Annotated in this window: 16 protein-coding genes and 1 riboswitch; of the genes, 10 read left to right on the plus strand and 6 right to left on the minus strand. The window is 69.2% G+C overall.

Going from position 1 to position 19,549, the window contains the following annotated elements:
- Nucleotides 1-180: 180 nt before the first annotated feature.
- Together ACYVOK_RS31095 and ACYVOK_RS31100 are read right to left on the minus strand one after the other, a co-directional pair.
- The gene (locus tag ACYVOK_RS31095; protein ID WP_460666142.1) at nucleotides 181-366 is read right to left on the minus strand and encodes a hypothetical protein; all 186 of its coding nucleotides are present in this window, start codon (nucleotides 364-366) and stop codon (nucleotides 181-183) included.
- Nucleotides 367-424: 58 nt separating this feature from the next.
- The gene (locus ACYVOK_RS31100; protein WP_460666143.1) at nucleotides 425-742 is read right to left on the minus strand and encodes a MerR family transcriptional regulator; all 318 of its coding nucleotides are present in this window, start codon (nucleotides 740-742) and stop codon (nucleotides 425-427) included.
- Nucleotides 743-1,526: 784 nt separating this feature from the next.
- Between ACYVOK_RS31100 and ACYVOK_RS31105 the strand changes: the two genes are divergently transcribed.
- The 3 genes from ACYVOK_RS31105 (at nucleotide 1,527) to ACYVOK_RS31115 (ending at nucleotide 4,347) form a co-directional block, all read left to right on the plus strand.
- Nucleotides 1,527-2,966, plus strand: coding sequence for an AI-2E family transporter (locus ACYVOK_RS31105; RefSeq protein ID WP_460666144.1), 1,440 nt, complete (start codon nucleotides 1,527-1,529; stop codon nucleotides 2,964-2,966).
- 12 nt (nucleotides 2,967-2,978) lie between these two features.
- Nucleotides 2,979-3,992: a YihY/virulence factor BrkB family protein gene (locus ACYVOK_RS31110; protein WP_460666145.1), complete on the plus strand. Its 1,014-nt coding sequence runs from the start codon at nucleotides 2,979-2,981 to the stop codon at nucleotides 3,990-3,992.
- Between the two features lie 118 nt (nucleotides 3,993-4,110).
- Nucleotides 4,111-4,347, plus strand: a complete 237-nt coding sequence (locus ACYVOK_RS31115; protein ID WP_460666146.1) for a LapA family protein — start codon at nucleotides 4,111-4,113, stop codon at nucleotides 4,345-4,347.
- 93 nt (nucleotides 4,348-4,440) lie between these two features.
- On the opposite strand, the gene ACYVOK_RS31120 is transcribed toward ACYVOK_RS31115, so the two are convergent.
- Nucleotides 4,441-5,880, minus strand: a complete 1,440-nt coding sequence (locus ACYVOK_RS31120) for a Gfo/Idh/MocA family protein (RefSeq protein ID WP_460666147.1) — start codon at nucleotides 5,878-5,880, stop codon at nucleotides 4,441-4,443.
- A gap of 250 nt (nucleotides 5,881-6,130) precedes the next feature.
- Between ACYVOK_RS31120 and lanKC the strand changes: the two genes are divergently transcribed.
- The 5 genes from lanKC (at nucleotide 6,131) to ACYVOK_RS31145 (ending at nucleotide 14,273) form a co-directional block, all read left to right on the plus strand.
- On the plus strand, nucleotides 6,131-8,713 hold the full coding sequence (gene lanKC / locus ACYVOK_RS31125; protein WP_460666148.1) for a class III lanthionine synthetase LanKC: 2,583 nt from the start codon (nucleotides 6,131-6,133) through the stop codon (nucleotides 8,711-8,713).
- Between the two features lie 3 nt (nucleotides 8,714-8,716).
- On the plus strand, nucleotides 8,717-8,851 hold the full coding sequence (locus ACYVOK_RS31130; RefSeq protein WP_460666149.1) for a SapB/AmfS family lanthipeptide: 135 nt from the start codon (nucleotides 8,717-8,719) through the stop codon (nucleotides 8,849-8,851).
- A gap of 78 nt (nucleotides 8,852-8,929) precedes the next feature.
- Nucleotides 8,930-10,933, plus strand: coding sequence for a prolyl oligopeptidase family serine peptidase (locus tag ACYVOK_RS31135; protein WP_460666150.1), 2,004 nt, complete (start codon nucleotides 8,930-8,932; stop codon nucleotides 10,931-10,933).
- Entirely contained in the window at nucleotides 10,930-12,582 is a 1,653-nt protein-coding gene (locus tag ACYVOK_RS31140) for an ABC transporter ATP-binding protein (protein ID WP_460666151.1), read from the plus strand. Before ACYVOK_RS31135 ends, ACYVOK_RS31140 begins: the two co-directional genes overlap by 4 nt.
- A complete protein-coding gene (locus tag ACYVOK_RS31145) occupies nucleotides 12,579-14,273 on the plus strand; it encodes an ATP-binding cassette domain-containing protein (protein ID WP_460666152.1) in 1,695 nt (564 codons plus the stop codon). The genes ACYVOK_RS31140 and ACYVOK_RS31145 overlap by 4 nt, the downstream gene beginning before the upstream one ends.
- Here ACYVOK_RS31145 and ACYVOK_RS31150 read toward each other — a convergent pair.
- Nucleotides 14,252-14,854 carry a response regulator transcription factor gene (locus tag ACYVOK_RS31150; protein WP_460666153.1) on the minus strand — a complete coding sequence of 201 codons (603 nt, stop codon included), beginning with the start codon at nucleotides 14,852-14,854 and terminating at the stop codon, nucleotides 14,252-14,254. The genes ACYVOK_RS31145 and ACYVOK_RS31150 overlap by 22 nt on opposite strands.
- Nucleotides 14,855-15,056: 202 nt before the next feature.
- Nucleotides 15,057-15,172, plus strand: a riboswitch (TPP riboswitch).
- On the opposite strand from ACYVOK_RS31150, the gene thiS reads away from it, so the two are divergent.
- Nucleotides 15,163-15,366, plus strand: a complete 204-nt coding sequence (gene thiS / locus ACYVOK_RS31155; protein WP_460666154.1) for a sulfur carrier protein ThiS — start codon at nucleotides 15,163-15,165, stop codon at nucleotides 15,364-15,366. (Overlaps the previous riboswitch by 10 nt.)
- Before the next feature lies 1 nt (nucleotide 15,367).
- Nucleotides 15,368-16,141 (plus strand): thiazole synthase, encoded by a 774-nt coding sequence (locus ACYVOK_RS31160; RefSeq protein ID WP_460666155.1) that lies wholly within the window; start codon nucleotides 15,368-15,370, stop codon nucleotides 16,139-16,141.
- Here ACYVOK_RS31160 and ACYVOK_RS31165 read toward each other — a convergent pair.
- Together ACYVOK_RS31165 and ACYVOK_RS31170 are read right to left on the minus strand one after the other, a co-directional pair.
- The gene (locus tag ACYVOK_RS31165; RefSeq protein ID WP_460666156.1) at nucleotides 16,119-18,032 is read right to left on the minus strand and encodes a DUF6807 family protein; all 1,914 of its coding nucleotides are present in this window, start codon (nucleotides 18,030-18,032) and stop codon (nucleotides 16,119-16,121) included. The two genes, ACYVOK_RS31160 and ACYVOK_RS31165, sit on opposite strands and share 23 nt — an antisense overlap.
- On the minus strand, nucleotides 18,032-19,504 hold the full coding sequence (locus tag ACYVOK_RS31170) for a glycoside hydrolase family 43 protein (RefSeq protein WP_460666157.1): 1,473 nt from the start codon (nucleotides 19,502-19,504) through the stop codon (nucleotides 18,032-18,034). The genes ACYVOK_RS31165 and ACYVOK_RS31170 overlap by 1 nt, the downstream gene beginning before the upstream one ends.
- Nucleotides 19,505-19,549 lie beyond the last annotated feature (45 nt).

The raw sequence follows: 19,549 nt of genomic DNA on the forward strand, positions 1-19,549 counted from the left end.
GGTCGACAGCATGTGCCGGTGGGCGGCTCGATTCGTTACCAAGACGTCCTCGCGCCTGCACCGGCCGGTCCGGGCCGACAACGGAGATAGGGGTTCCACGGTGTGGCCGGGCGGGTTCGGCGGGTGCTCCGCGTAGCTGGTAGGTGTGCTCGCTCAGCCACAGCTGTCTGGTCGGGAAGGTCATCGCTCCGACACGCAGGAGGCTGCGTACTTTGCGGTCAACGTGGCGGCGATGTTGGTTGCCAAGGGGGCCAGATCGATGCGGATCCGCCGCTCGCTGTCGGGGTCGGGAAATGCCATGAGCGCGTCCGGTGACTGCTCGCGCAGCTGGCGCAAGTCCGCGCGCAAACTCTCCCAACCTGTCATGCCTCACGATAGATCGGTACTGCGGCCGACGGGCGGGCTGATCGGATAGGTCGCGTGGTCAGTCCTGGTTGCGGAGTTGTTCGTTGATTTTGAGGGCTTCGGCCAGTTGGTCTTCGAGGATGATGATTCGGCAGGCGGATTCGAGGGTGGTGCCCTGGTCGACCAGTTCGCGGGCTCGGGCGGCCAGGCGTAGCTGGTAGCGCGAGTAGCGGCGGTGGCCGCCTTCGGAGCGTTGGGGGGTGATCAGTTTCGCCTCGTCCAGGCTGCGCAGGAATCCCGGCGTGGTGCCGAGCATCTCCGCGGCGGCACCCATCGTGTAGGCGGGGTAGTCGTCGTCGTCGAGATGGGCGGTTCCCGTGGTCGGGTCTGAGTTCATCGGATTCTCCGGGTGCGATCTGGGGTCATAGGGCCTCCGTGTCGAAGGGCCCCGGTGCCGAAGCACCGGGGCCCAGGGGTTGGATTTGTCACCTTTACCGGCTGTCAGGCCGGCCTTTCGTGTCCGCAGCACGCCTCAGGTGGGCCGTCACTGCGGGTATCGCTGAATGCGTAACCGAAGACCACCTTCCAATCCGATGTGACTGCGGTCTCCGCCCGGCGACGTACTGGCCCGGGCGGACGATCCGACGGTGTAACCAACTCCTGCTTACTCGGACTACTTCTTACTGCAACTGCAAACCGCTACTACACGTACGGAACTGCAACTACTTACTGCAACTACCTACTACTTACTGCAACTGCGTACTACCTACTGCGAACTGCGAACTGCGAACTGCGAACTGCGAACTGCGAACTGCGAATCACCACTCTGGACAGGTCGGTAGCTGTCCACCTCGGCTTCGATGTTCTCCTCCGTCAACACGATCAACGCTACACACCCGACCGACGAATGTCTAATCCCGTCAGCACAGATTTTGTGAGCCGTCAGCAGAAGGGAAACCGAGGCGGATGGCAGGGCGGACCCACGCGTCCGGCACCGACTGCGGTGTGTGTAGGAGCCGGGTACTGGGGCATCGGTGTCGCTCGACACTTGCTGAGGTTCCGGCGCGGGAGGTGGGGCCATGAGCGATGGACGCGATGGCGACCTCGAGAACTCGCCCGCGCCGAGAGAGAGCTCGCCAGGGACGAGAGAGAGCTCGCCAGTGGCCAGAGAGAACTCGCCGATGACGAGAACAGACAACGGCCCCGGTGAGGTCGCGGCCACGCCGCCAGCGGATCCGGATGCCGTTGTCACGGACGCTGAGCCGCAGCCGGCAACGCCCGCGGTCACGGCGTCATCGGCCCAGGACGCCGACACGGAGCCCGCCCCTGAGCAGACTCCGGAGCCGGTGGTTGTGCCCCGCTGGGTGCAGGCGGTCGTCGTGGCGGTGGCCCTGTTCGCGCTGACCGCGTTTGCGCGGGCGGCCGCGCCGGTACTGATGATCTTCCTGGTCGCCGCCGTCGTGGCGTTGATCGTCAACCCCCTGGTGACGGGCTTGCAGCGGGCACGCGTGCCCCGCGGGATCGCGATCGGGGCCGTGTTCGTGGCGTTCTTCGTGGTCCTGGCCGGCGTGGTGACACTGCTGGTCCGGCAGGTCGCCGCCCAACTGTCGGCGTTCCAGGCCGACCTGCCCCAGCTGATCAACTCGGCGAACAACTCACTGGCGAACGTCCAGGAGCGGCTGGATCAGCGGGGTATCGGCATCCAGATCAAGCGCCCCGGCGAGACCGCGCTGGAAACCTTGCAGGACCAGGTGGTTCGGGGTTCCGGGGATGTCGTCGCGTTCACCCGGGACCTGGTCACCATGGCCGTGGAGGCGGGGTTCGTCCTCATTCTGATCCTGGTGATCACGATCTACATGCTCATCTACGGAACCCAGATCGGCACGCTCTTCCGGCACATCATGCCTCCCGGCGACGGAAGCACCGAGGACGACTACCCGGCGAGGGTGCAGCGCGCGGTGTCGGGGTATGTGCGTGGCCAGCTGACGTTCAGTTTCATCATGGGGCTCAGCGCAGGGATCTCGCTCTGGCTCTTCGGTGTGCTGGGGATCTTCCCCGCCGGACGGACGTACGCCGTGTTCTTCGGCGTGTTCTACGGGCTGATGGAACTCATCCCGTACGTCGGTCCGGTTCTCGGCGCGACTCCCCCGGTGCTGGTGGCGCTCTTCCAGGGCGACCTGTGGACTGCGCTGTGGCTGGTGCTGCTGTTCGTCGCACTGCAGCAACTCGAAGGGCACGTCGTGGCTCCACAGGTGTTCGCCCACAGCCTTCGCATCAACCCCTTGCTGGTGATCTTCGCCCTGTTGCTCGGCGGTCACCTGCACGGCATCGCCGGTGCCCTGGTGGCGCTGCCGCTGGCGGCGATCGCGCGCGAGACCGTGCTCTATCTTCGGCGCCACCTGATGCTGGAGCCTTGGGGTACGCCGAGCGCCGCCGCACTTCTCGCGTCTCCGACCGAACCGGCGCCGGCGTTGTCCAGGCCGCGTCCCATCCGGCACACGACGACCGGACTCGCGCGCCTGCTGTCAGCGGACGGGCTGAGGGGGCGCCTGCGCCCCAGGCGCAACCGAGCCCAGCTACCGGACCAGCCTCCTGTCGACCACGACCAGCCGAACGCGTAGCGCAGGCCGACCATGGCAGATCGGAGTGTCGCGGTGAGTGCCGGCAAGCGACAGTGGATGCACAAGAGTGGAGTCCGGATCGGTGCGACAGTGCAAAGCGCCTGGCGGCACCGGGTGCTGGGCATGGCAGCGGAGATCGCGTTCTGGATGCTGCTGGCGCTGCCGCCACTGGTGTTGTGCCTTATCGGGCTGGTCGGTTACCTGGAGTCCGTCTTCGGGGCCGACCTCGGCTCCGCGATCGAACAGCGGGTCCTGGAGGTCGCAACCCAGGCGCTGACACCGCAAACCGTGACCGACCTCGTCCAGCCGCTGTTGACTCAGGTGCTCACCGAGGGCCGTGCCGACATCGCCTCCGCCGGATTCCTCCTCGCGATCTGGGCTGGTTCCACCGCGACCGCCAGCTACGTCAACGCGATCGCGATCGCCTACGGACAACGCAGCGCCCGCGGCGCTGTGCACAGTCGTCTGCTGGCCCTCGGTATCTACCTTGCCGGCGTGGTCACCGGAGTCGTCGTCCTGCCGCTGCTTGTCATCGGCCCTCGCACGTTGCTGCGGCTCATCCCGGACACCGGCCACGACCTGGCCGTGACGACGCTGAGGGTCGCGTACTGGCCGACCATCCTGATCTTGTCGATTCTTGCCCTGGTCACGCTTTACCACTACGCCGTACCGCTGCGGACCCGCTGGCGCGACCACCTGCTCGGTGCCGGCATCGCGACGGCCATCTGGCTCGCTGGTGCCGCGGCCGTTCGCGCATACCTGCGCTACGCCTTCGACTCGATCAGCGTCTATGGACCCATCAGCACGCCGATCGCCGCCCTGTTGTTCTTCTACCTCACCGCGCTTGCCGTGCTACTCGGTGCGGAAGCCAACGCTCAGACCCACGCCGTCCCTGCCGGCCCAGCACCCCGCATCCGTCGGCCTTCAGGAGGTTCCCATGACGATCCGGCCCGACAACCCTCGCGACCCCCAGTCCACGACCCCCACGACGACTCCGGCCACCCCGGAACCCGGGCCGACCGATGACCTGAAGCCGCGCGACGAAAGCCAACCAGCCGCACGGCCCGCCGACGAGGCGCAACCCGAACGCGCGCCGTCGTCGACCGCGCCCGCCAAACCAGTGCCTCCCAGCCGCGCAGGCGCTATGTGGGTCGCGCTGTGCGCCACAGCCGTCGTACTGGTCGCCCTGATCGTGTTCTTGCTCCAGAACACCCGCACAGTGCAGGTCTCGTTCTTGTGGATGGACGGGACCGCGCCGTTGGCGATCACGTTGCTGATCGCCGCGGTAGGCGCTGCCCTGATGACCGCTTTGCTCGGCACGGTCCGCATCACCCAACTCAGACGCGTGGCCCGGCGCAGGCGAACCGGCCACCGCCACTGACCTCACCGGTGAGGCCTCGCGACCGCGGGAGCACCTCGGCGGCGTCCCGGCCGGGGTTTGGTGCTCGGCGGGTGGGCCGAGCACCAAACCGCATCAGCGTTCCTCGAGCCAGGGATCGGCGGGGCGGGGGCGGTCGAAGGTGGGACGGGCCGCCTTCCAGTGGCCGCGGGTGAAGTCCGGGATCTTGACCGGCCGCATGTGCGGGGTCTTCATCGACTCGTGGCTGAGCGGGATCACCGAGCACCACGCCGCCGAGTCGTACACGTCGATGTCCGGCGTCATCCCCAGCCGCATCAGCTGAACGAGCCGGAAGATCGCCACGAAGTCGCCACCGCCATGACCGCCGTACTGTTCGGCCAGGCGTTGCAGAGCAGGCCACAGCCAGTGGTCGTGCTGAGCCAGGATGCTGTTGTACGCGCTTCCGGTCCGCCAGGTGTGGTTGTTGTGGCCAAGTGACTCCAGGTACAGCCGGGCGTTGTCGAGCTCGATGGAACCACGGGTTCCGGTCAGCGTCGTGTCACGCGTGTACGGGTGCGGCGAGTTGACGTCGTGCTCGACCCGGATGAACCGGCCCGATGCCGTCGTCACGAAGGCGCTGTGCCGGTCTCCGGAGATGTACGGCGCGTCGTCCCACGACGAGTGGTCGGGTCCGACGCGCGAGTCCTCGGATCGGAACAGCGCCAGCGCCTTCGGCGGGCTGGCCACCGCGACCAACTCGTCGAAGCGGTCGCCGCGGTTGATCCCCATCGCGGCCGAGACCGGGCCGAGGCCGTGCATCGGGTAGTGCAACGCGTTCATCCGCGTCTGCCAACGCCGGCGCCAGGGCTCCGGGTAGTACGCCCCGCCGAACAGGTACGGCCAGCGCAGGTCGTGGATGTAACCACCCGACGCGTGCTGCACGTCGCCGAACAGGCCGGCCTTGACCATGTTGAACATCTGCAACTCGGGCCGGAAGTAGTTGACGTTTTCGAGCAGCATGCAGTGCTTGCGGGTGCGCTCCGACGTACGCACCAGGTCCCAGATCTCGTCCAGGTGCGGCGAGATCGGCAACTCGATCGCGACGTGCTTGCCGTGTTCCATCGCGGCTTTGGCCTGCGGGTAGTGCCATTCCCACGGCGTGGCGATGTAGACCAGGTCGATGTCGTCGCGCTTGACCAGGTTGAGGTAGTCCTCCTCGCCGCCTGCGTACCCGACCGGCGGGGTGTCCTGGAATCCCTGCGCCATGATCCGGCTGATCGTGCGCGCGACCTGGGCGGGCCGGATGTCACAGACCGCGGTCACGGTGGAGACGGCGCCGAAGCGCACGTCCTGCCCGCCGCCGCGGTTGCCCAGGCCGATCAGGCCGACCCGGACCTTGTCGAAACCTTCGAACGGTACGTCGACCATCGGCTTCTCGGTCGCCTCGCGGGCTGGTTCCGGCGCGGCCGATGCGACCTGGCCGGTCACGGCACTGATTCCGACGCCGGCACCGAGCGCGGCCCCGGATCTCAGCACGTCCCGGCGGGAGGGTTGGTAAGACGACACAGCGATCACTTCCTCGGACGGTAGGTGTGACTGAACTTGTCGTATTGCTCGTTGTAGCGAGCAGTATTGATCACTACTCCACCGAGGACAAGACCCCAGCCGTGGTGACGGAGCGTTGCCGCGACCGGACCACTGGTGACAAACGCGTTGGTAGGGAAACGCGCTCCTCATCGTGGAGTCATGACGTCATTCACTGACGACGGGACCGGGTGGACGGACAGGATGTTCGGCGAGGCGTCCGACACATCAGGGGGCGGTAATGGAGCGATACGAGCTCTACTGTCTCGCCGACCGGCACTTCTACGAGACCCCGGCGAAGCGCGGCATAGAGGATCCAGGCTTCGCTCTCTGCTCCCGGCCGGTGCCCGACGGCTGGGAGCACGACGCCGGCGATGTTTGGATGCACTACGCACCGCGCAACGTCGATCTGCCCTTGCAGGGCTGGAAGATCCACGTCTCGTCGTGTCTGGCGGACGCCGAGCGGACGCTCGAGGCGGTCTGGGACTACTGCGTTCCACGCGGCGTGGCCTTCAAGTTCCTGCGGAGCACCTCCGTCGCGATCATGATGAACTCCAAGGCCGCCTTCCGCGGATCGAGCGGCAAGCTCGTCACCATCTACCCGGCGGACGAGGACCAGCTCGAGCTGGTGCTGAAGGAACTGGCGGAGATCCTCGAGGGCATCCAGGGCCCCTACATCCTCAGCGATCTCAGGTACGGCGAAGGCCCGCTCTTCGTCCGGTACGGCGCCTTCGCCGAACAGCACTGTCTGTCGGACAGCGGCGAACGGGTGCTGGCCCTCGCGGGTGCCGACGGCCGGCTGGTCCCCGACGTCCGCGGTCCGGTCTTCTCGACGCCGGCCTGGGTGTCACTGCCCTCGTTTCTCGAGCAGCACCTGGCCGCGCGCAACGCGGTGACGACCAACGACATGGAGTACGACATCGAGAACGTGATCCACTTCTCCAACGGCGGAGGCGTGTACCTCGGTCACCACCGGAAGACGGGTGTCCGCGTCGTCCTGAAGGAGGGACGGCCGTTCGCCGGGCTCGACGAGGCCGGTCGGGACGCGGTCGCACGCATGCAGCACGAGCGGGACATCCTGGGCCGGCTGGCCGGGCTCGACGTCGTACCCGCGGTGCACGACTACTTCGTCCTCGGCGGACATCACTTCCTGGTGCAGGAGTTCATCGACTCGAATCCGCTCCAGCGCCTGCTGGTCAGGCGCTACCCGCTGACCCGGCCGGATCCGTCGCCCGAGGCACTTGCCGACTACGCGGACTGGGCGCTCGGCATGCTGGCCAGGGTCGAGGCGGCGGTTCGGGCCCTGCACGAGCGCGGTGTGGTGTTCGGTGATCTGCACCCCGACAACATCCTCATCGACGCGAACGACCGGCTCGTGCTCATCGACTTCGAGGTGGCCACGCTCGCCGAACAGCGAGCCCGGTCGGTCCTGGCGCATCCCGGTTACGTGGCGCCCCCAGGCCGCCAGGGCGTCGACGTCGACCTGTACGCGCTCGCCTGTCTCTGCCTCGGGTTGTTCGCCCCGCAGACGACGATGCTGCTGCAGCTCCACCCCGGCAAGGTCCGGCACCTCGGCGAGCTCATCGCCGACATCTTCCCGGTGCCCAAGGCAACCATCGACGCGGCCGTCAGCACCATTGCCGGAGGCAACCACGACACGGAGCTCGACTCGGTTCCACTCCCTGGCCGCGACTCCTGGGAGGAGGTGCGCGCCGCGCTCACCCGGGCGATCGTGGCCAGCGCGACTCCGGAGCGGGACGACCGGCTGTTCCCCGGAGACATCGCCCAGTTCCAGCCCGGCGGCGGCATCAGCCTCGCGTACGGCGCGGCCGGTGTGCTGTACGCCCTCCACCGCACCGGCGCCGGCCGCTTCCCGGAGTACGACGACTGGCTCCGCAAGCACGCCCTGGATCCGGTGAAGGGGATCGGGTTGTACGACGGCCTGCACGGCGTCGCGCACGTGCTCGACGAACTCGGCTACCGGCAGGATGCCCTGGACGTGCTGGACCGGTGCGTCGCGGAGCCGCTCGAGTCCTGCGAGTTCGGACTGCACTCCGGGCTGGCCGGGATCGGACTGAATCTGCTCCACTTCGCCGGCGAGCCCGGCCTGGAGGCAGCGGCGACCCGGGTGATCGACCTGGTGGCCGACCGGCTCGGCGGCGCGGACGATGTCCCGGAGATCAGTGGTGAGGGACATCCGCGGGCGGGACTGATGTTCGGCTCGTCGGGAGCCGCGCTGCTCTTCCTGACCGCATACGAGCGATCCGGTGACACCGGCTTGCTGGACCTCGCGGCGACGGCGCTCCGGCAGGACCTGCGCCGCTGTGTCCGCGACCAGTCCGGGACGTTGCAGGTCAATCAGGGCTGGCGGACGTTGCCCTACCTGGAGGAGGGTTCGGCCGGCGTCGCTCTCGTCCTGGACCGCTATCTGCGATACCGCCCGGACGACGATCTCGCCGAGGCCTTGGCCGGACTCCGGCGGGTCAACCACTCCCGGTACTTCGTTCAGCCGGGCCTCTTCATGGGCCGGGCCGGCCTGATCGCTTCGGCCGCGCTGCAGGCGGGTACGCCGGGACGCCCCGACGCGGTCGTCTCCGCCCTGATTCGCGGACTCGACTGGCACGCCCTGCCGTACCAGGGCGGCCTCGCTTTCCCCGGCAATCAATTGCTTCGCCTGTCGATGGACCTGGCGACCGGTTCGGCCGGCGTACTGCTGGCCCTGGGCACAGCGCTGCACGACCAGCCCGTTGCCCTCCCATTCCTCGGACCCCCGACCGCGGCGGGTCGTCCGATCATCCCTACCAGTGTGCGGAAGGAGGTGTAAACCATGGCGCTTCTCGATCTTCAGGGACTCGAGGCTCCCGGCGGCGGCCACGGCGGTCACGGCGGCGGCAGCGGGCTGACTCTGCTCACGTGCGGTTCGCAGTCCCCCAGCAACCTCAGCGTGGCTCTTTGTCACTGACACGCAGGCAGGTTCCACGATCCTGGACGGGACGAAGTCGTCCCGTCCAGGATCCCACCTCTGGGAAGGAGAGCCTGGGTGCAGAGGCTCGACATCAGGTACCCCGAGGCCGCCCGGACGCCCGTCGTGGACCAGCTTCACGGTCACACGGTGGCCGATCCCTATCGCTGGCTGGAAGATGCGGCTGATCCGCGGACCGTCGCCTGGCAGACGGCGCAGGACCAGCTGTGGCTCCGGCACGCGGCCGAACTGCCGGGGCGCGCCCGTTTCCGGAGCCGCGTCGCGGAGTTCAGCCGAGTCGGAATGGAGAGTCCGCCGCTGTGGCGCGGCGGACGCCGGTTCTTCCTGCGCCGCTCGGCGCCCCAGGATCAACCGGTCCTGTACGTCGCCGACCCGGAACAGGCCCTGATCGATCCGATGCAGCTCGACCCGGCCGGCGGGACGACTCTCGACGCATGGCAGCCGTCTCCGGACGGCCGGCTGTTGGCCTTCCAGCTCTCGCGCGGCGGCACTGAGGAGTCCGTTCTCTACGTCATGGACACCGGGACCGGTCAGGTGATGGACGGTCCACTCGACGGCTGCCGATACTCCCCCGTGGCCTGGCTACCCGACGGGCAGGCCTTCTACTTCGTCCGCTCCCGGCAGGTTCGGCTGCACCGCGTAGGCCGGGCCGACGAGATACCGGTGATGACCGACGAAGCGTCGTACGGACTGGAGCTGAGCGCCGACGGCCGGTGGCTGACGATCTCCGCGGCGCATGGTGCGAGCAACGATCTCTGGCTCGCGGAACTGTCCGACCCGGAGAAGCCCGAGATCACCGTCGTACAACGCGGTGTCGACTGGCGGAGTGCCATGATCGTCGGCCGCGACGGGCGTCTGTACGCCGTGACCACACTGGGGGCCCCGGCGGGCAGAATCTGCGTGGGCGATCCGAGCCGGCCCGGACCCGAACAGTGGCGGGACCTCGTGGCCGAGGATCCGGGAGCACCACTCAGCGAGTTCGCCCTCCTCGACGGACCCGAGCTGTCCCGGCCGCTGCTCGTGGTCGCCCGGACCCGGCATGCGCTCGGCGAACTCGCGGTCCACGATCTCCGGACCGGCAAGCGGGTCGGAGACGTACCGCTGCCCGGGCCCGGTTCCGTCGGCTCGCTGACCACTCGGCCGGAGGGTGGTCACGAGGTCTGGTTCAGCTTCACCGGCAGCGTGACTCCGGCAACGGTGCATCGGTACGACGCCCGCACCGGCGAGACCACCGTGTGGGCCGATCCTCCCGGCGCGGTCGACGTACCGAAGGTGACGTCGCGGCAGGTGGTCTACCGCTCTGCCGACGGTACGCCGGTCCGGATGCTCGTCATCGCTCAACCCGGCCGGCGCGGACCACGTCCGACGATCCTGTACGGGTACGGCGGTTTCGGCCAGCCGCTGACACCGACGTACTCCTCCTTCACCCTCGCCTGGGTGGAGGCCGGCGGGGTCTTCGTCACCAGCAACCTGCGCGGCGGCGGTGAAGAAGGTGAGCGGTGGCACCGGGCCGGACGGCTGGACAACAAGCAGAACACCTTCGACGACTTCATCGCCGCGGCCGAGACACTCATCGCCGACGGCTGGACGACGCCGGAGCAGCTCGGCATCTGTGGTGAATCGAACGGGGGCCTGCTGGTGGGCGCCGCCGTGACCCAGCGGCCGGAGTTGTTCGCCGCGGCCGTCTGCTCGGCGCCGGTGCTGGACATGGTTCGCTACCAGTACTCCGGCCTCGGCCCAGCGTGGATTCCGGAGTACGGCTCCAGCGCCGATCCGGACCAACTCGAGTACCTGCTGGCCTACTCGCCGTACCACCGGGTGAGCGAGGGCACCGACTATCCCGCGGTCCTGTTCACCGTCTTCGGCGGTGACACCCGGGTCGACCCGCTGCACGCGCGCAAGATGTGCGCCGCACTCCAACACGCCACGAGCGGATCACGGCCGATCCTGCTCCGGCTGGAGGCGAACACCGGACACGGCACGTCCGCGGTGAGCCGTGGCGTCGACCTCACGGCCGACATGCTCGCCTTCCTCGCCGCTCACACCGGGTTGTCGACGTGACGACGTTCGGCGCTGTCGCACGGCACGGCCGCGGCTGGCTTCCACTCATCGGACTGGCGGCCTTGCTCGACAGTGCGGTCACGCTCGCGCTGCCGACGGTCCTCGGCCGGTCTGTCGATGCCATTGCCTCGGGCAACGACTCCGAACGCTGGCTGGGACTGGCGGCCGGGCTGATCCTGCTCGGCGTCTTCTGCGCCCTGGTCGATGTGCTCGCCAGTACGGCGTGCGTCGCGGGAACCACCGCGTGGCTGCGCCACCGAGTGGTTCGGCGCGTCCTCGGGGGCGGGCCGGAAGGGGTACGCCGGTTCGACACAGGCGATCTCGTCAGCCGGGTGTCCGGCAGCGCGAGCGACGCAGCCCAGGCCGGACCTGCCGCTGTGACTGCCGTCGCAGCAGTGATTCCCCCGGTCGGAAGCCTTGTCCTGCTGGCGTTGATCGACCCCTGGCTGGCGGCCGCGTTCCTCGCCGGAGTCCTGCTGGTCATCGCGGTGCTGTGGGTGTTCGCCCGTCGCACCACCGAGATCAGCCTTGCCTACCAGGAAACGCAGGGGCGTATCGCCGCGCTGCTGACCGAGGCCCTCGCCGGTATCCGTACCATCACGGCCGCCGGGACTGCCGGCCAGGAGGAACGTCGGGTGCTGGGACTGCTGCCGGACCTGCACCGGCACGGCCTGCTCACCTGGCACGTCCTCGCCCGCTCCGGCGCCCAGGCGGCGATCGTCGGACCGCTGGTCCTGGTCGCAGTACTGGCGATCGGCGGCCTGCAACTCGTCGACGGCCGGATCACCGCCGGTGAGCTGTTCGCTGCCGCGCAGTACGCCGTGATCGGCGCAGGCCTCGGCAGTCTGACCGGCATCCTGGGCGAGCTCGCCCGGGCCCAGGCCGGCATGCGGCGCAGCGCCGAGGTGCTGGCCGTGGAACCCGTTGCCTATGGCGCGCTTCCGCTCCCGCCCGGACCCGGGCACCTGGTGTACGACGACGTCAGCGTGATCGTGGACGGCGTACCCCTGCTCGATCACGTCGACCTCGACCTTCCCGGTGGAGCGACCGTCGCCGTGGTCGGTCCCAGCGGCGCGGGAAAGTCGGTGCTGGCGGCGCTGGCCGCGCGGCTGCGTGACCCGGACTCAGGTCTCGTGCTGCTCGACGGCGTACCGCTCCAGGCTGTGCGGCGGTCGGTACTGCGCCGGGCGGTCGGCTGTGCGTTCGAGCGGCCCGTACTAGTGGGCAGGACGGTGTGCGAGTCGATCTCGGGCGGGCGGATCGCACCCGTCGAGGTGCTCGCGGCCGCTCGGGCGACCCATGCGCACGACTACGCCAGCCGGTTGCCGCAGGGCTACCACACCCCGTTGCCCGAGGCACCGATGTCCGGTGGGGAGGCGCAGCGTCTCGGGCTGGCGCGCGCCTGGCACACCGGTCGGCTGCTGGTGCTGGACGACGCCACCTCGAGTCTCGACACCGCGACGGAGCGGCAGATCAGCCGGACCCTGACCGAGGATCGGCACCGCCGTACCCGGCTGATCGTCACCCATCGGGCGTCCACGGCGGCCCGCGCGGACCTGGTGGTCTGGCTCGATCGCGGCCGGGTTCGCGCGGTCGGACCCCATCAGCGGTTGTGGCAGGACCCGTCGTACCGGGAGATCTTCGGATGAGGCGGGAACTCGGGTTCGGAGTGGCGGCCCTGAAGCGGCGGCCGGCGCTGGAGTTCGCCGCCTGGTCGATACCGGAGATCCTGCCGACCGCGGTCTACGGGCTCGCGGTCGCCCACGCGACAGATGCGTTCCTCGCCGGCCGGGCGGAGACCGGCCTTGCCTGGTTGGGTGGCCTCGTCGCGGCCGCGTGTCTCGGAGCCGTCGGCGCCAGGCAGGCGTATCGGCGACTCGGCGACCTGGTCGAGCCGTTCCGGGACGACCTGGTCCGCCGGGTGGTGAGTGGTGCGCTGCGCAACGCCGACCGGATCGACGGGGCGGTGTCGCGGCTGAACCGGCAGGTCGAGATCGTGCGGGACACCTTCGCCGGGCTGATCGTCGTGACCCGGACTTTCACCATCACCGTGGTCGGCGTCGTGACCGGTCTGCTGTCACTCGACCCCTTGATCGCGGTACTCGTCGTACCGCCGTTCCTGGTCGGCTTCGCCGCCTCGCTCGCCATCCTCGGCCTGGCAGCCGACCGGATGAAGGCGTCTTTGTCCGCCGACGAGCAACTGGCGACATCGGCGGGGACGGCGTTCGCCGCGGTTCGGGATATCACCGCTACCGGGGCCGAGGACTTCACCGCGGACCTCGTCGGTGAACCGATCGAGGCGCACGCGGCGGCCGAGCGAGCTCTCGCCAAGGTCGCCGCGCTTCGCACGCTTTGCTTCGCCGTGGGCGGGTGGTTGCCGTTGCTGATCCTGCTGGCAGCGGGTCCTTGGCTGATCGGTCGCGGCGTGAGCACCGGCACCCTGCTCGGCGGATTGACGTACGTCCTGCTGGGGCTGCAGCCCGCCCTGAGCACCGTGATGTCGGCACTCGGCGACGGCGGGCTGCGGTACGTCGTCACGCTCGGCCGCATCCTGGACACCGGCGCTCCGGTCGAGCGGCCCGCGTCGGCCTCCTCGCCTCGCGGTCACCAGGTGAGACTGCACAAGGTCTCCTTCGCCTACGGACCACAGGCGGAACCGGTGCTGCGGTCGCTGGATCTCGTCGTACCGGAAGGCGACCACCTCACCGTCGTCGGTCCCAGCGGCATCGGGAAGTCGACCCTCGCCGCACTCATCTGCGGCATGTTCCCGCCGACCGAGGGGAGGTTGCTCGTCGGTCGCGTCGCACCGCACGAGCTGTCCCCCGAGCAGCTGGCGCGGACGCGCGTACTGATCCCCCAGGAGGCCTATGTCTTCTCCGGCTCGATCCTCGAGAACCTCACCTACCTCGCTCCGGGTGCTCCGACGACTCAGGTGAATCGCGCGATCGAGGCTGTCGGGGCCGAAGCGCTGGTCGCGCGGCTCGGGGGGCCGAAGGCGCTGATCCGGCCCGCCCAGCTCTCTGCCGGAGAGCGGCAGCTGATCGCCCTGGTCCGGTCCTACCTGTCGCCGGCACCGCTGGCCGTACTCGACGAGGCCACCTGTCATCTGGACCCCGAGGCCGAGCGTCGGGCCGAGGAAGCATTCTCGGCCCGGCCGGGGACGCTCATCGTCGTCGCGCACCGGATCAGCTCGGCACTGAGAGCACACCGGATCCTGGTCCTGGACGGGAACGAGGCCATGGTCGGCCGGCACACCACCTTGCTTCGGGAGTCACCGCTGTACCGGGACCTCCTCGGTCATTGGCAACCGCAACCCGATCAGATCCAGCCCGCCTCCTGAGCCTTCCGGACCGCCTCGATCCGGCTCCGCGCATCGGTCTTCGTCAGGATGTGCGACAGGTAGTTCCGGACCGTTCCCGCGGTCAGGTTGAGCCGCCGCGCGATCTCCTGGGCGGTCGCACCCGTGGTCACCAGCCGCAGCACCTCGCACTCCCGCTCGGTGAGCGGATTCTCCACCGCACGCAGGGCAGCCACGGCCACGCCCGGATCGATCACCGCCGCGCCGTGCGCCAGCTGTCTGACCGCCTCCGCCAGATCGGCCGGCGACGCGTCGGTGGCGATGAACCCGACCCGCGGTGCCAGCCGGACCAGCGCCAGGCTGACGCCGTTGAGCAGGTCACGGTCGATCAGGATCAGGATGCCGGGCTCGCGCAGTTGCAGGCAAAGCTCCTCGATCCTGATGGCCCCGTCCAGCATCGGATCGAGCACCACCACATGCGGCCGCGTCCTCTCCACCGCGGGCAGAACCTCGTCGGCCTTCTCGACCTCGGCCAACACCTCCAGATCAGCTTCCTGCGACAGCACCGCGGCAAGCGCCCCTCGTACCAACGCGCCGTGATGCCCGAGTACGACTCGGATCACGCCCCTGCCCCCCAGGTATCGCGAGACTTATTCGGAGACTCCCCAGTCACGAAAAGTACCCAGCAACCCCCCTCCCGGTGACGCAAGTGTGAATCGTCCACGCCGGATTTGTCACGCCCTCGACTCCCTTGACATCCGATGTCCTCGGCGAAGGAGTGCGGGGGTACACCCGGGTTGTCCCGGGGAAACCGGGTGTTATCGTCGAGACAGCCGCGGGAGCTCGCACCGGAGCGGGCTGAGAGGGCGACTGACCTAGTGTCGCCGACCGCTGAACCTGAATCGGGTAATTCCGGCGTAGGGAGGAAGCGATGTACGACGTGTGGGTCAACGGCGAGCCGACGAGTGTCCCGCCGGACCGTTCCGTCGCCGACCTGGTGCGGGAGTATTCCGACCGCGAGACCGGGATCGCGGTCGCGGTGAACCAGAACGTGCTCACCAGGGCCGAGTGGGCCGGCACCACGCTCACCGACGGGGACCGGGTCGAGATCGTCAGTGCGGTCCAGGGAGGCTGACATGGACGATCCGCTGGAGCTCGGCGGCCGGACCTACTCGTCCCGGCTGATCATGGGGACCGGGGGTGCGGCGAACCTCGAGGTGATGGAGGAGGCATTGGTTGCCTCTGGCACCCAACTCACCACGGTCGCGATGCGCCGGATCGGCACCGGCCACGAGGGCTCGATCCTCGACGTGCTGAAGAAGCACGGCATCGACGTCCTGCCGAACACCGCCGGTTGTCACACCGCCGCGGAGGCAGTGCTGACCGCGAAGCTGGCCCGGGAGGCGCTGGGGACCGACCTGATCAAGGTCGAGGTGGTGGCCGACGACCATCTGCTGATGCCGGACCCGGTCGAGTTGCTGGATGCGGTGGACGCGTTGGTGACCGACGGTTTCACCGTGCTGCCGTACACCAACGACGACCCGATCCTGGCGCGCCGGCTGGAGCAGGCCGGATGTGCGGCGGTGATGCCGCTGGCGGCGCCGATCGGGTCCGCGCTCGGCATCCGGAATCCGCACAACCTGGCGCTGATCGCCGAGGCCGCGAACGTCCCGGTGATCGTCGACGCCGGCATCGGTACGGCGAGTGACGCCGCGCTGGCCATGGAGCTCGGCTGCGCCGCCGTCATGCTCGCGACACCTGTCACCCGGGCCGAGAAGCCGGCCCTGATGGCGGCCGCGATGCGCGACGCGGTCACCGCCGGCCGCGCCGCGCGCCTGGCCGGCCGGGTCCCCCGCCGCTGGCACTCGGCGCTGGCGTCGTCCCCGGTCACCGGTCTCGCGTCGTTCTGAGCCTCTCGACCAGTTCGGGAGCCTCGGCCAGGTCGATCGAGCGATCCAGCAGCAACGCCGTCAGGGACAGCGGCAACTCCTGGTCGGGCTGCAACGCCAGCGCGCTCTGCCACGCCAGCGCAGGTCCGGCGCCCACGTAGTCGGTGGAGCGGAGGAACCACGGGCGTACGTCGTCCGGTTGCACGAGCAGCAGCGTGGTGACCGTGTCACCGCGTTGCTGGACGAAGGCCAGCCAAGGGCTGAGCGAGCCGTAGGCGGCGTCGGTGCCTTCACCGGCCTCGCTCAGAACCACGGTGGTTTCGGCCGAGGGCAGCCGCCAGAAGATGCCGCCGTACCCGGCGCCGGGACGTCCCGCGGTGGCCGGGCTGTCGATGCGGATCGGGCCGTAGCGGGCGGTGAGGACGCTGTTCCAGTCGAGGCGCCAGCCGCCTTCGGCCAACGAACCGCTGAGCCGCCGGCGTTCGACCAGTTGCGGGCGACCCTGTTCGTCGTACCAGGTGATGTCGTCGGTCAGCGAGTTGCCCGGACCGTCGTCGACCGTGACACCGCGGCTGCGCTGCTGACCGTGGTTCGTCAGCAGTGTCGGCCCCCGCCCTGGGAGGAACGTGCGACCACCCCAGTGCGACGTTCCGTTCACTCCGGCCACGGCCAGCGAGACGCCGTAGTGGTGCCGGTGGTCGACAGGGCTGACCTCGGTCAGCGGATTCCCGCCGAGCGTACGAACCGGATGCAGATAGGGCCGCGGCGAATGCACCTGCGGCATCCGGCGCCCGAACTCGTAATGTGCCAGCAGGCCCGACTCGGACCCCAGCACGAAGATGTCCCCCTGCTGCTGCCACCGCACCGGCCCCAACCGGCCTCGCGGCGCATCCCCCTGCAACCGGGTCGCCTGCGGAACCGGCCCGGTGCTCGCCCGCAACGCCAGCCGCAGATCCGGTACGCCGTCCACCTCGCCGGCAGCCCCCGCGACCTGCGAGTACAGCACCCGCCAGGCCAGCTCCCCCAGACCTTGCTGCGGCACCCGCACGGTCGTCAGCGACGGTACGGCGAACCGCGACAACCCGATGTCGTCCATCCCCGCCACCGACAGATCGGCCGGTACGGCGACGCCGACCTCGTTCAGCCTGGCCAGCAGACCGAAGGCGACCAGATCGTTGAACGCGACCACGGCCGTGACGTGCGACTCCAGCACCTTCTCGACCGCGCCGTACCCGTCCTCGATCGACGAACCGCACTCCAGCCGGACGATCTCCAGACCGGGGATCTCCCGCTCGGCGATCTCCAGTGAACGCAGGCGGTCGGTGTTCGACGCGCTCCCGGGCGGACCGGCCAGGTAGGCGAGCCGGCGGTGCCCGTGGCCGACGAGGTGGTCGACCACGATCCGCACCGCGCGGCCGAAATCGACCCCGACCGACGCGACGTCGGGCGGTCCCTGGCGATTGACCAGGATGACCGGTTTCACCTTCGGCAGCAGCTCGAGCAGCCGGTCCTCGGCCAGTCGCGGCGACACCATGATGAGCGCGTCGCACCGGCGCCTGGCCTCCACCGCGATGTCCGCCTCGGCCGCCGGGTCCTCGTCGGTCTCGGCGACCAGGACCCGGTAACCGGCCGCCGCCGAGGCGTTGGTGATCCCGCGCATGATCTGCTGGAACAGCGGGTTGCCGAGGTCCGGCACGACCAGCGCGACCATGTTCGTCCGGCCGAGTGACAGGTTGCGGGCCAGGTCGGAGGGCCGGTAGTTCAGCCGGTCGGCCGCGGCCCGGACGCGTTCGGCGATCTCCGGTGCGACGGTGACCCGTCCGTTCATCACCCGCGACACGGTCGCCCGCGACACCTCCGCCGCGCGGGCGACGTCGGCGATGGTGATCGAGTCCTTCGGTGTCCTGCCCATCACGCCGTCTCTCGTTCGGTGACCCGGACGGGACCGAACACTGCCCCGCCATCGTCCATCGTGCCTTGAGGGGCGACAGCGAAGAGGCCAACTTCGGCCCCGATCCACCGGCCCTCCACAGCCTGGAAGGTTCCCGCCTCCACCCACTCACCACCCGCCCGGTAGGAGAACCGCACGACCGCATTCTCATCCACGTCGGCGGCCAGTTCGACGTACGGCGATTCCGGTCGGGCCTGATGCAAGAGTTCCTCGTCCGGCGTACCGCGCTCCCGCAGTACGACGTCCACCCCGGCCGGGGTCCGATGCAGGCCGATCCAGGCGTAGGACCGGCCGAGTACAACCAGACCGGCACGGGCACCCGGGCCGCCAGCGTCGAGCCGCACCGAGGTCTCGAAGCGACGGCGATGCCCCGGCAGTTGCTGGCCGAGCACCTGGGGGAGATTCCGCAGGTCGCCGTCATCGTCCGGAAGCAGCGCCAACCGCAGTTCGCCGTCCTTCGGAGCGTCGTACCACTTCGGGTGCGGGTTCGCCTGCCAGTGCCAGATCGGAGACAACTCCGGCCCCTCGAAGGCGTCGCTTCGCTCGGGTTCGCGCTGCTCGCCGGCGGGCACCGGATGCCGCAGTACCGGCTCACCGGCCGCCCCGATCACCGGCCAGCCGTCTTCCCACGTCATCGGCTGCAGATGGACGACGCGCCCGACCGGACCGCGGTCCTGGAAGTGCAGGAACCAGTGCTCACCGCTCGGGGTGTCGACCCACGCACCTTGATGCGGTCCGTTGACCGGCGTCGATCCTTGCGCCAGTACGACGCGATCCTCGTACGGACCGTACGGCGAACGGGCCCGGAACGCCGACTGCCATCCGGTCGCCACCCCACCGGCCGGCGCGAAGATCCAGTAGTACCCGTCGCGCCGGTAGAACTTCGGCCCCTCGAGCGTCGTGTACCCGGGCAACTCGTCCCCGTCGACGACGGTCCGGGCCGGCCCGATCACCCGGTCCAGATCCGGTGAGACCTCGCGGACGGTCAACCGGTTCTTGATCCCGGCCCGGCTCTTCGCCCACCCGTGCACGAGGTAGCAGCGCCCGTCGTCGTCCCACAGTGGACACGGGTCGATCAGCCCGCGGCCGGCCAGCAGCAGGTGCGGCTCCGACCAGGCGCCCGCGGGATCGGCGGCACTGAGCACGAAGAGGCCGTGGTCCGGGTCGGGATAGACGATCCAGAACCGGCCGTCGTGGTGGCGGATGCTCGGCGCCCAGACACCGCCGCCGTGCCGCGGGATCCGGTAGTGCCCGGCCGGCGGCACCTCGCGGAGCGCGTGGTTGACGAGGGTCCACGAGATCAGGTCGCGGGAGTGCAGAACCGGGAGGCCGGGCGCCCGGTTGAAGCTCGACGCGATCATCCAGTAGTCGTCGCCGACCCGGATCGCGTCGGGGTCCGGCCAGTCCGCATCGAGCACCGGGTTGGCATACACAGGTCTCGCCCTCCGATCGGGAAACCGCCTTCCGAACCCTATTGC

The sequence above is a fragment of the Kribbella swartbergensis genome, from assembly GCF_054784135.1.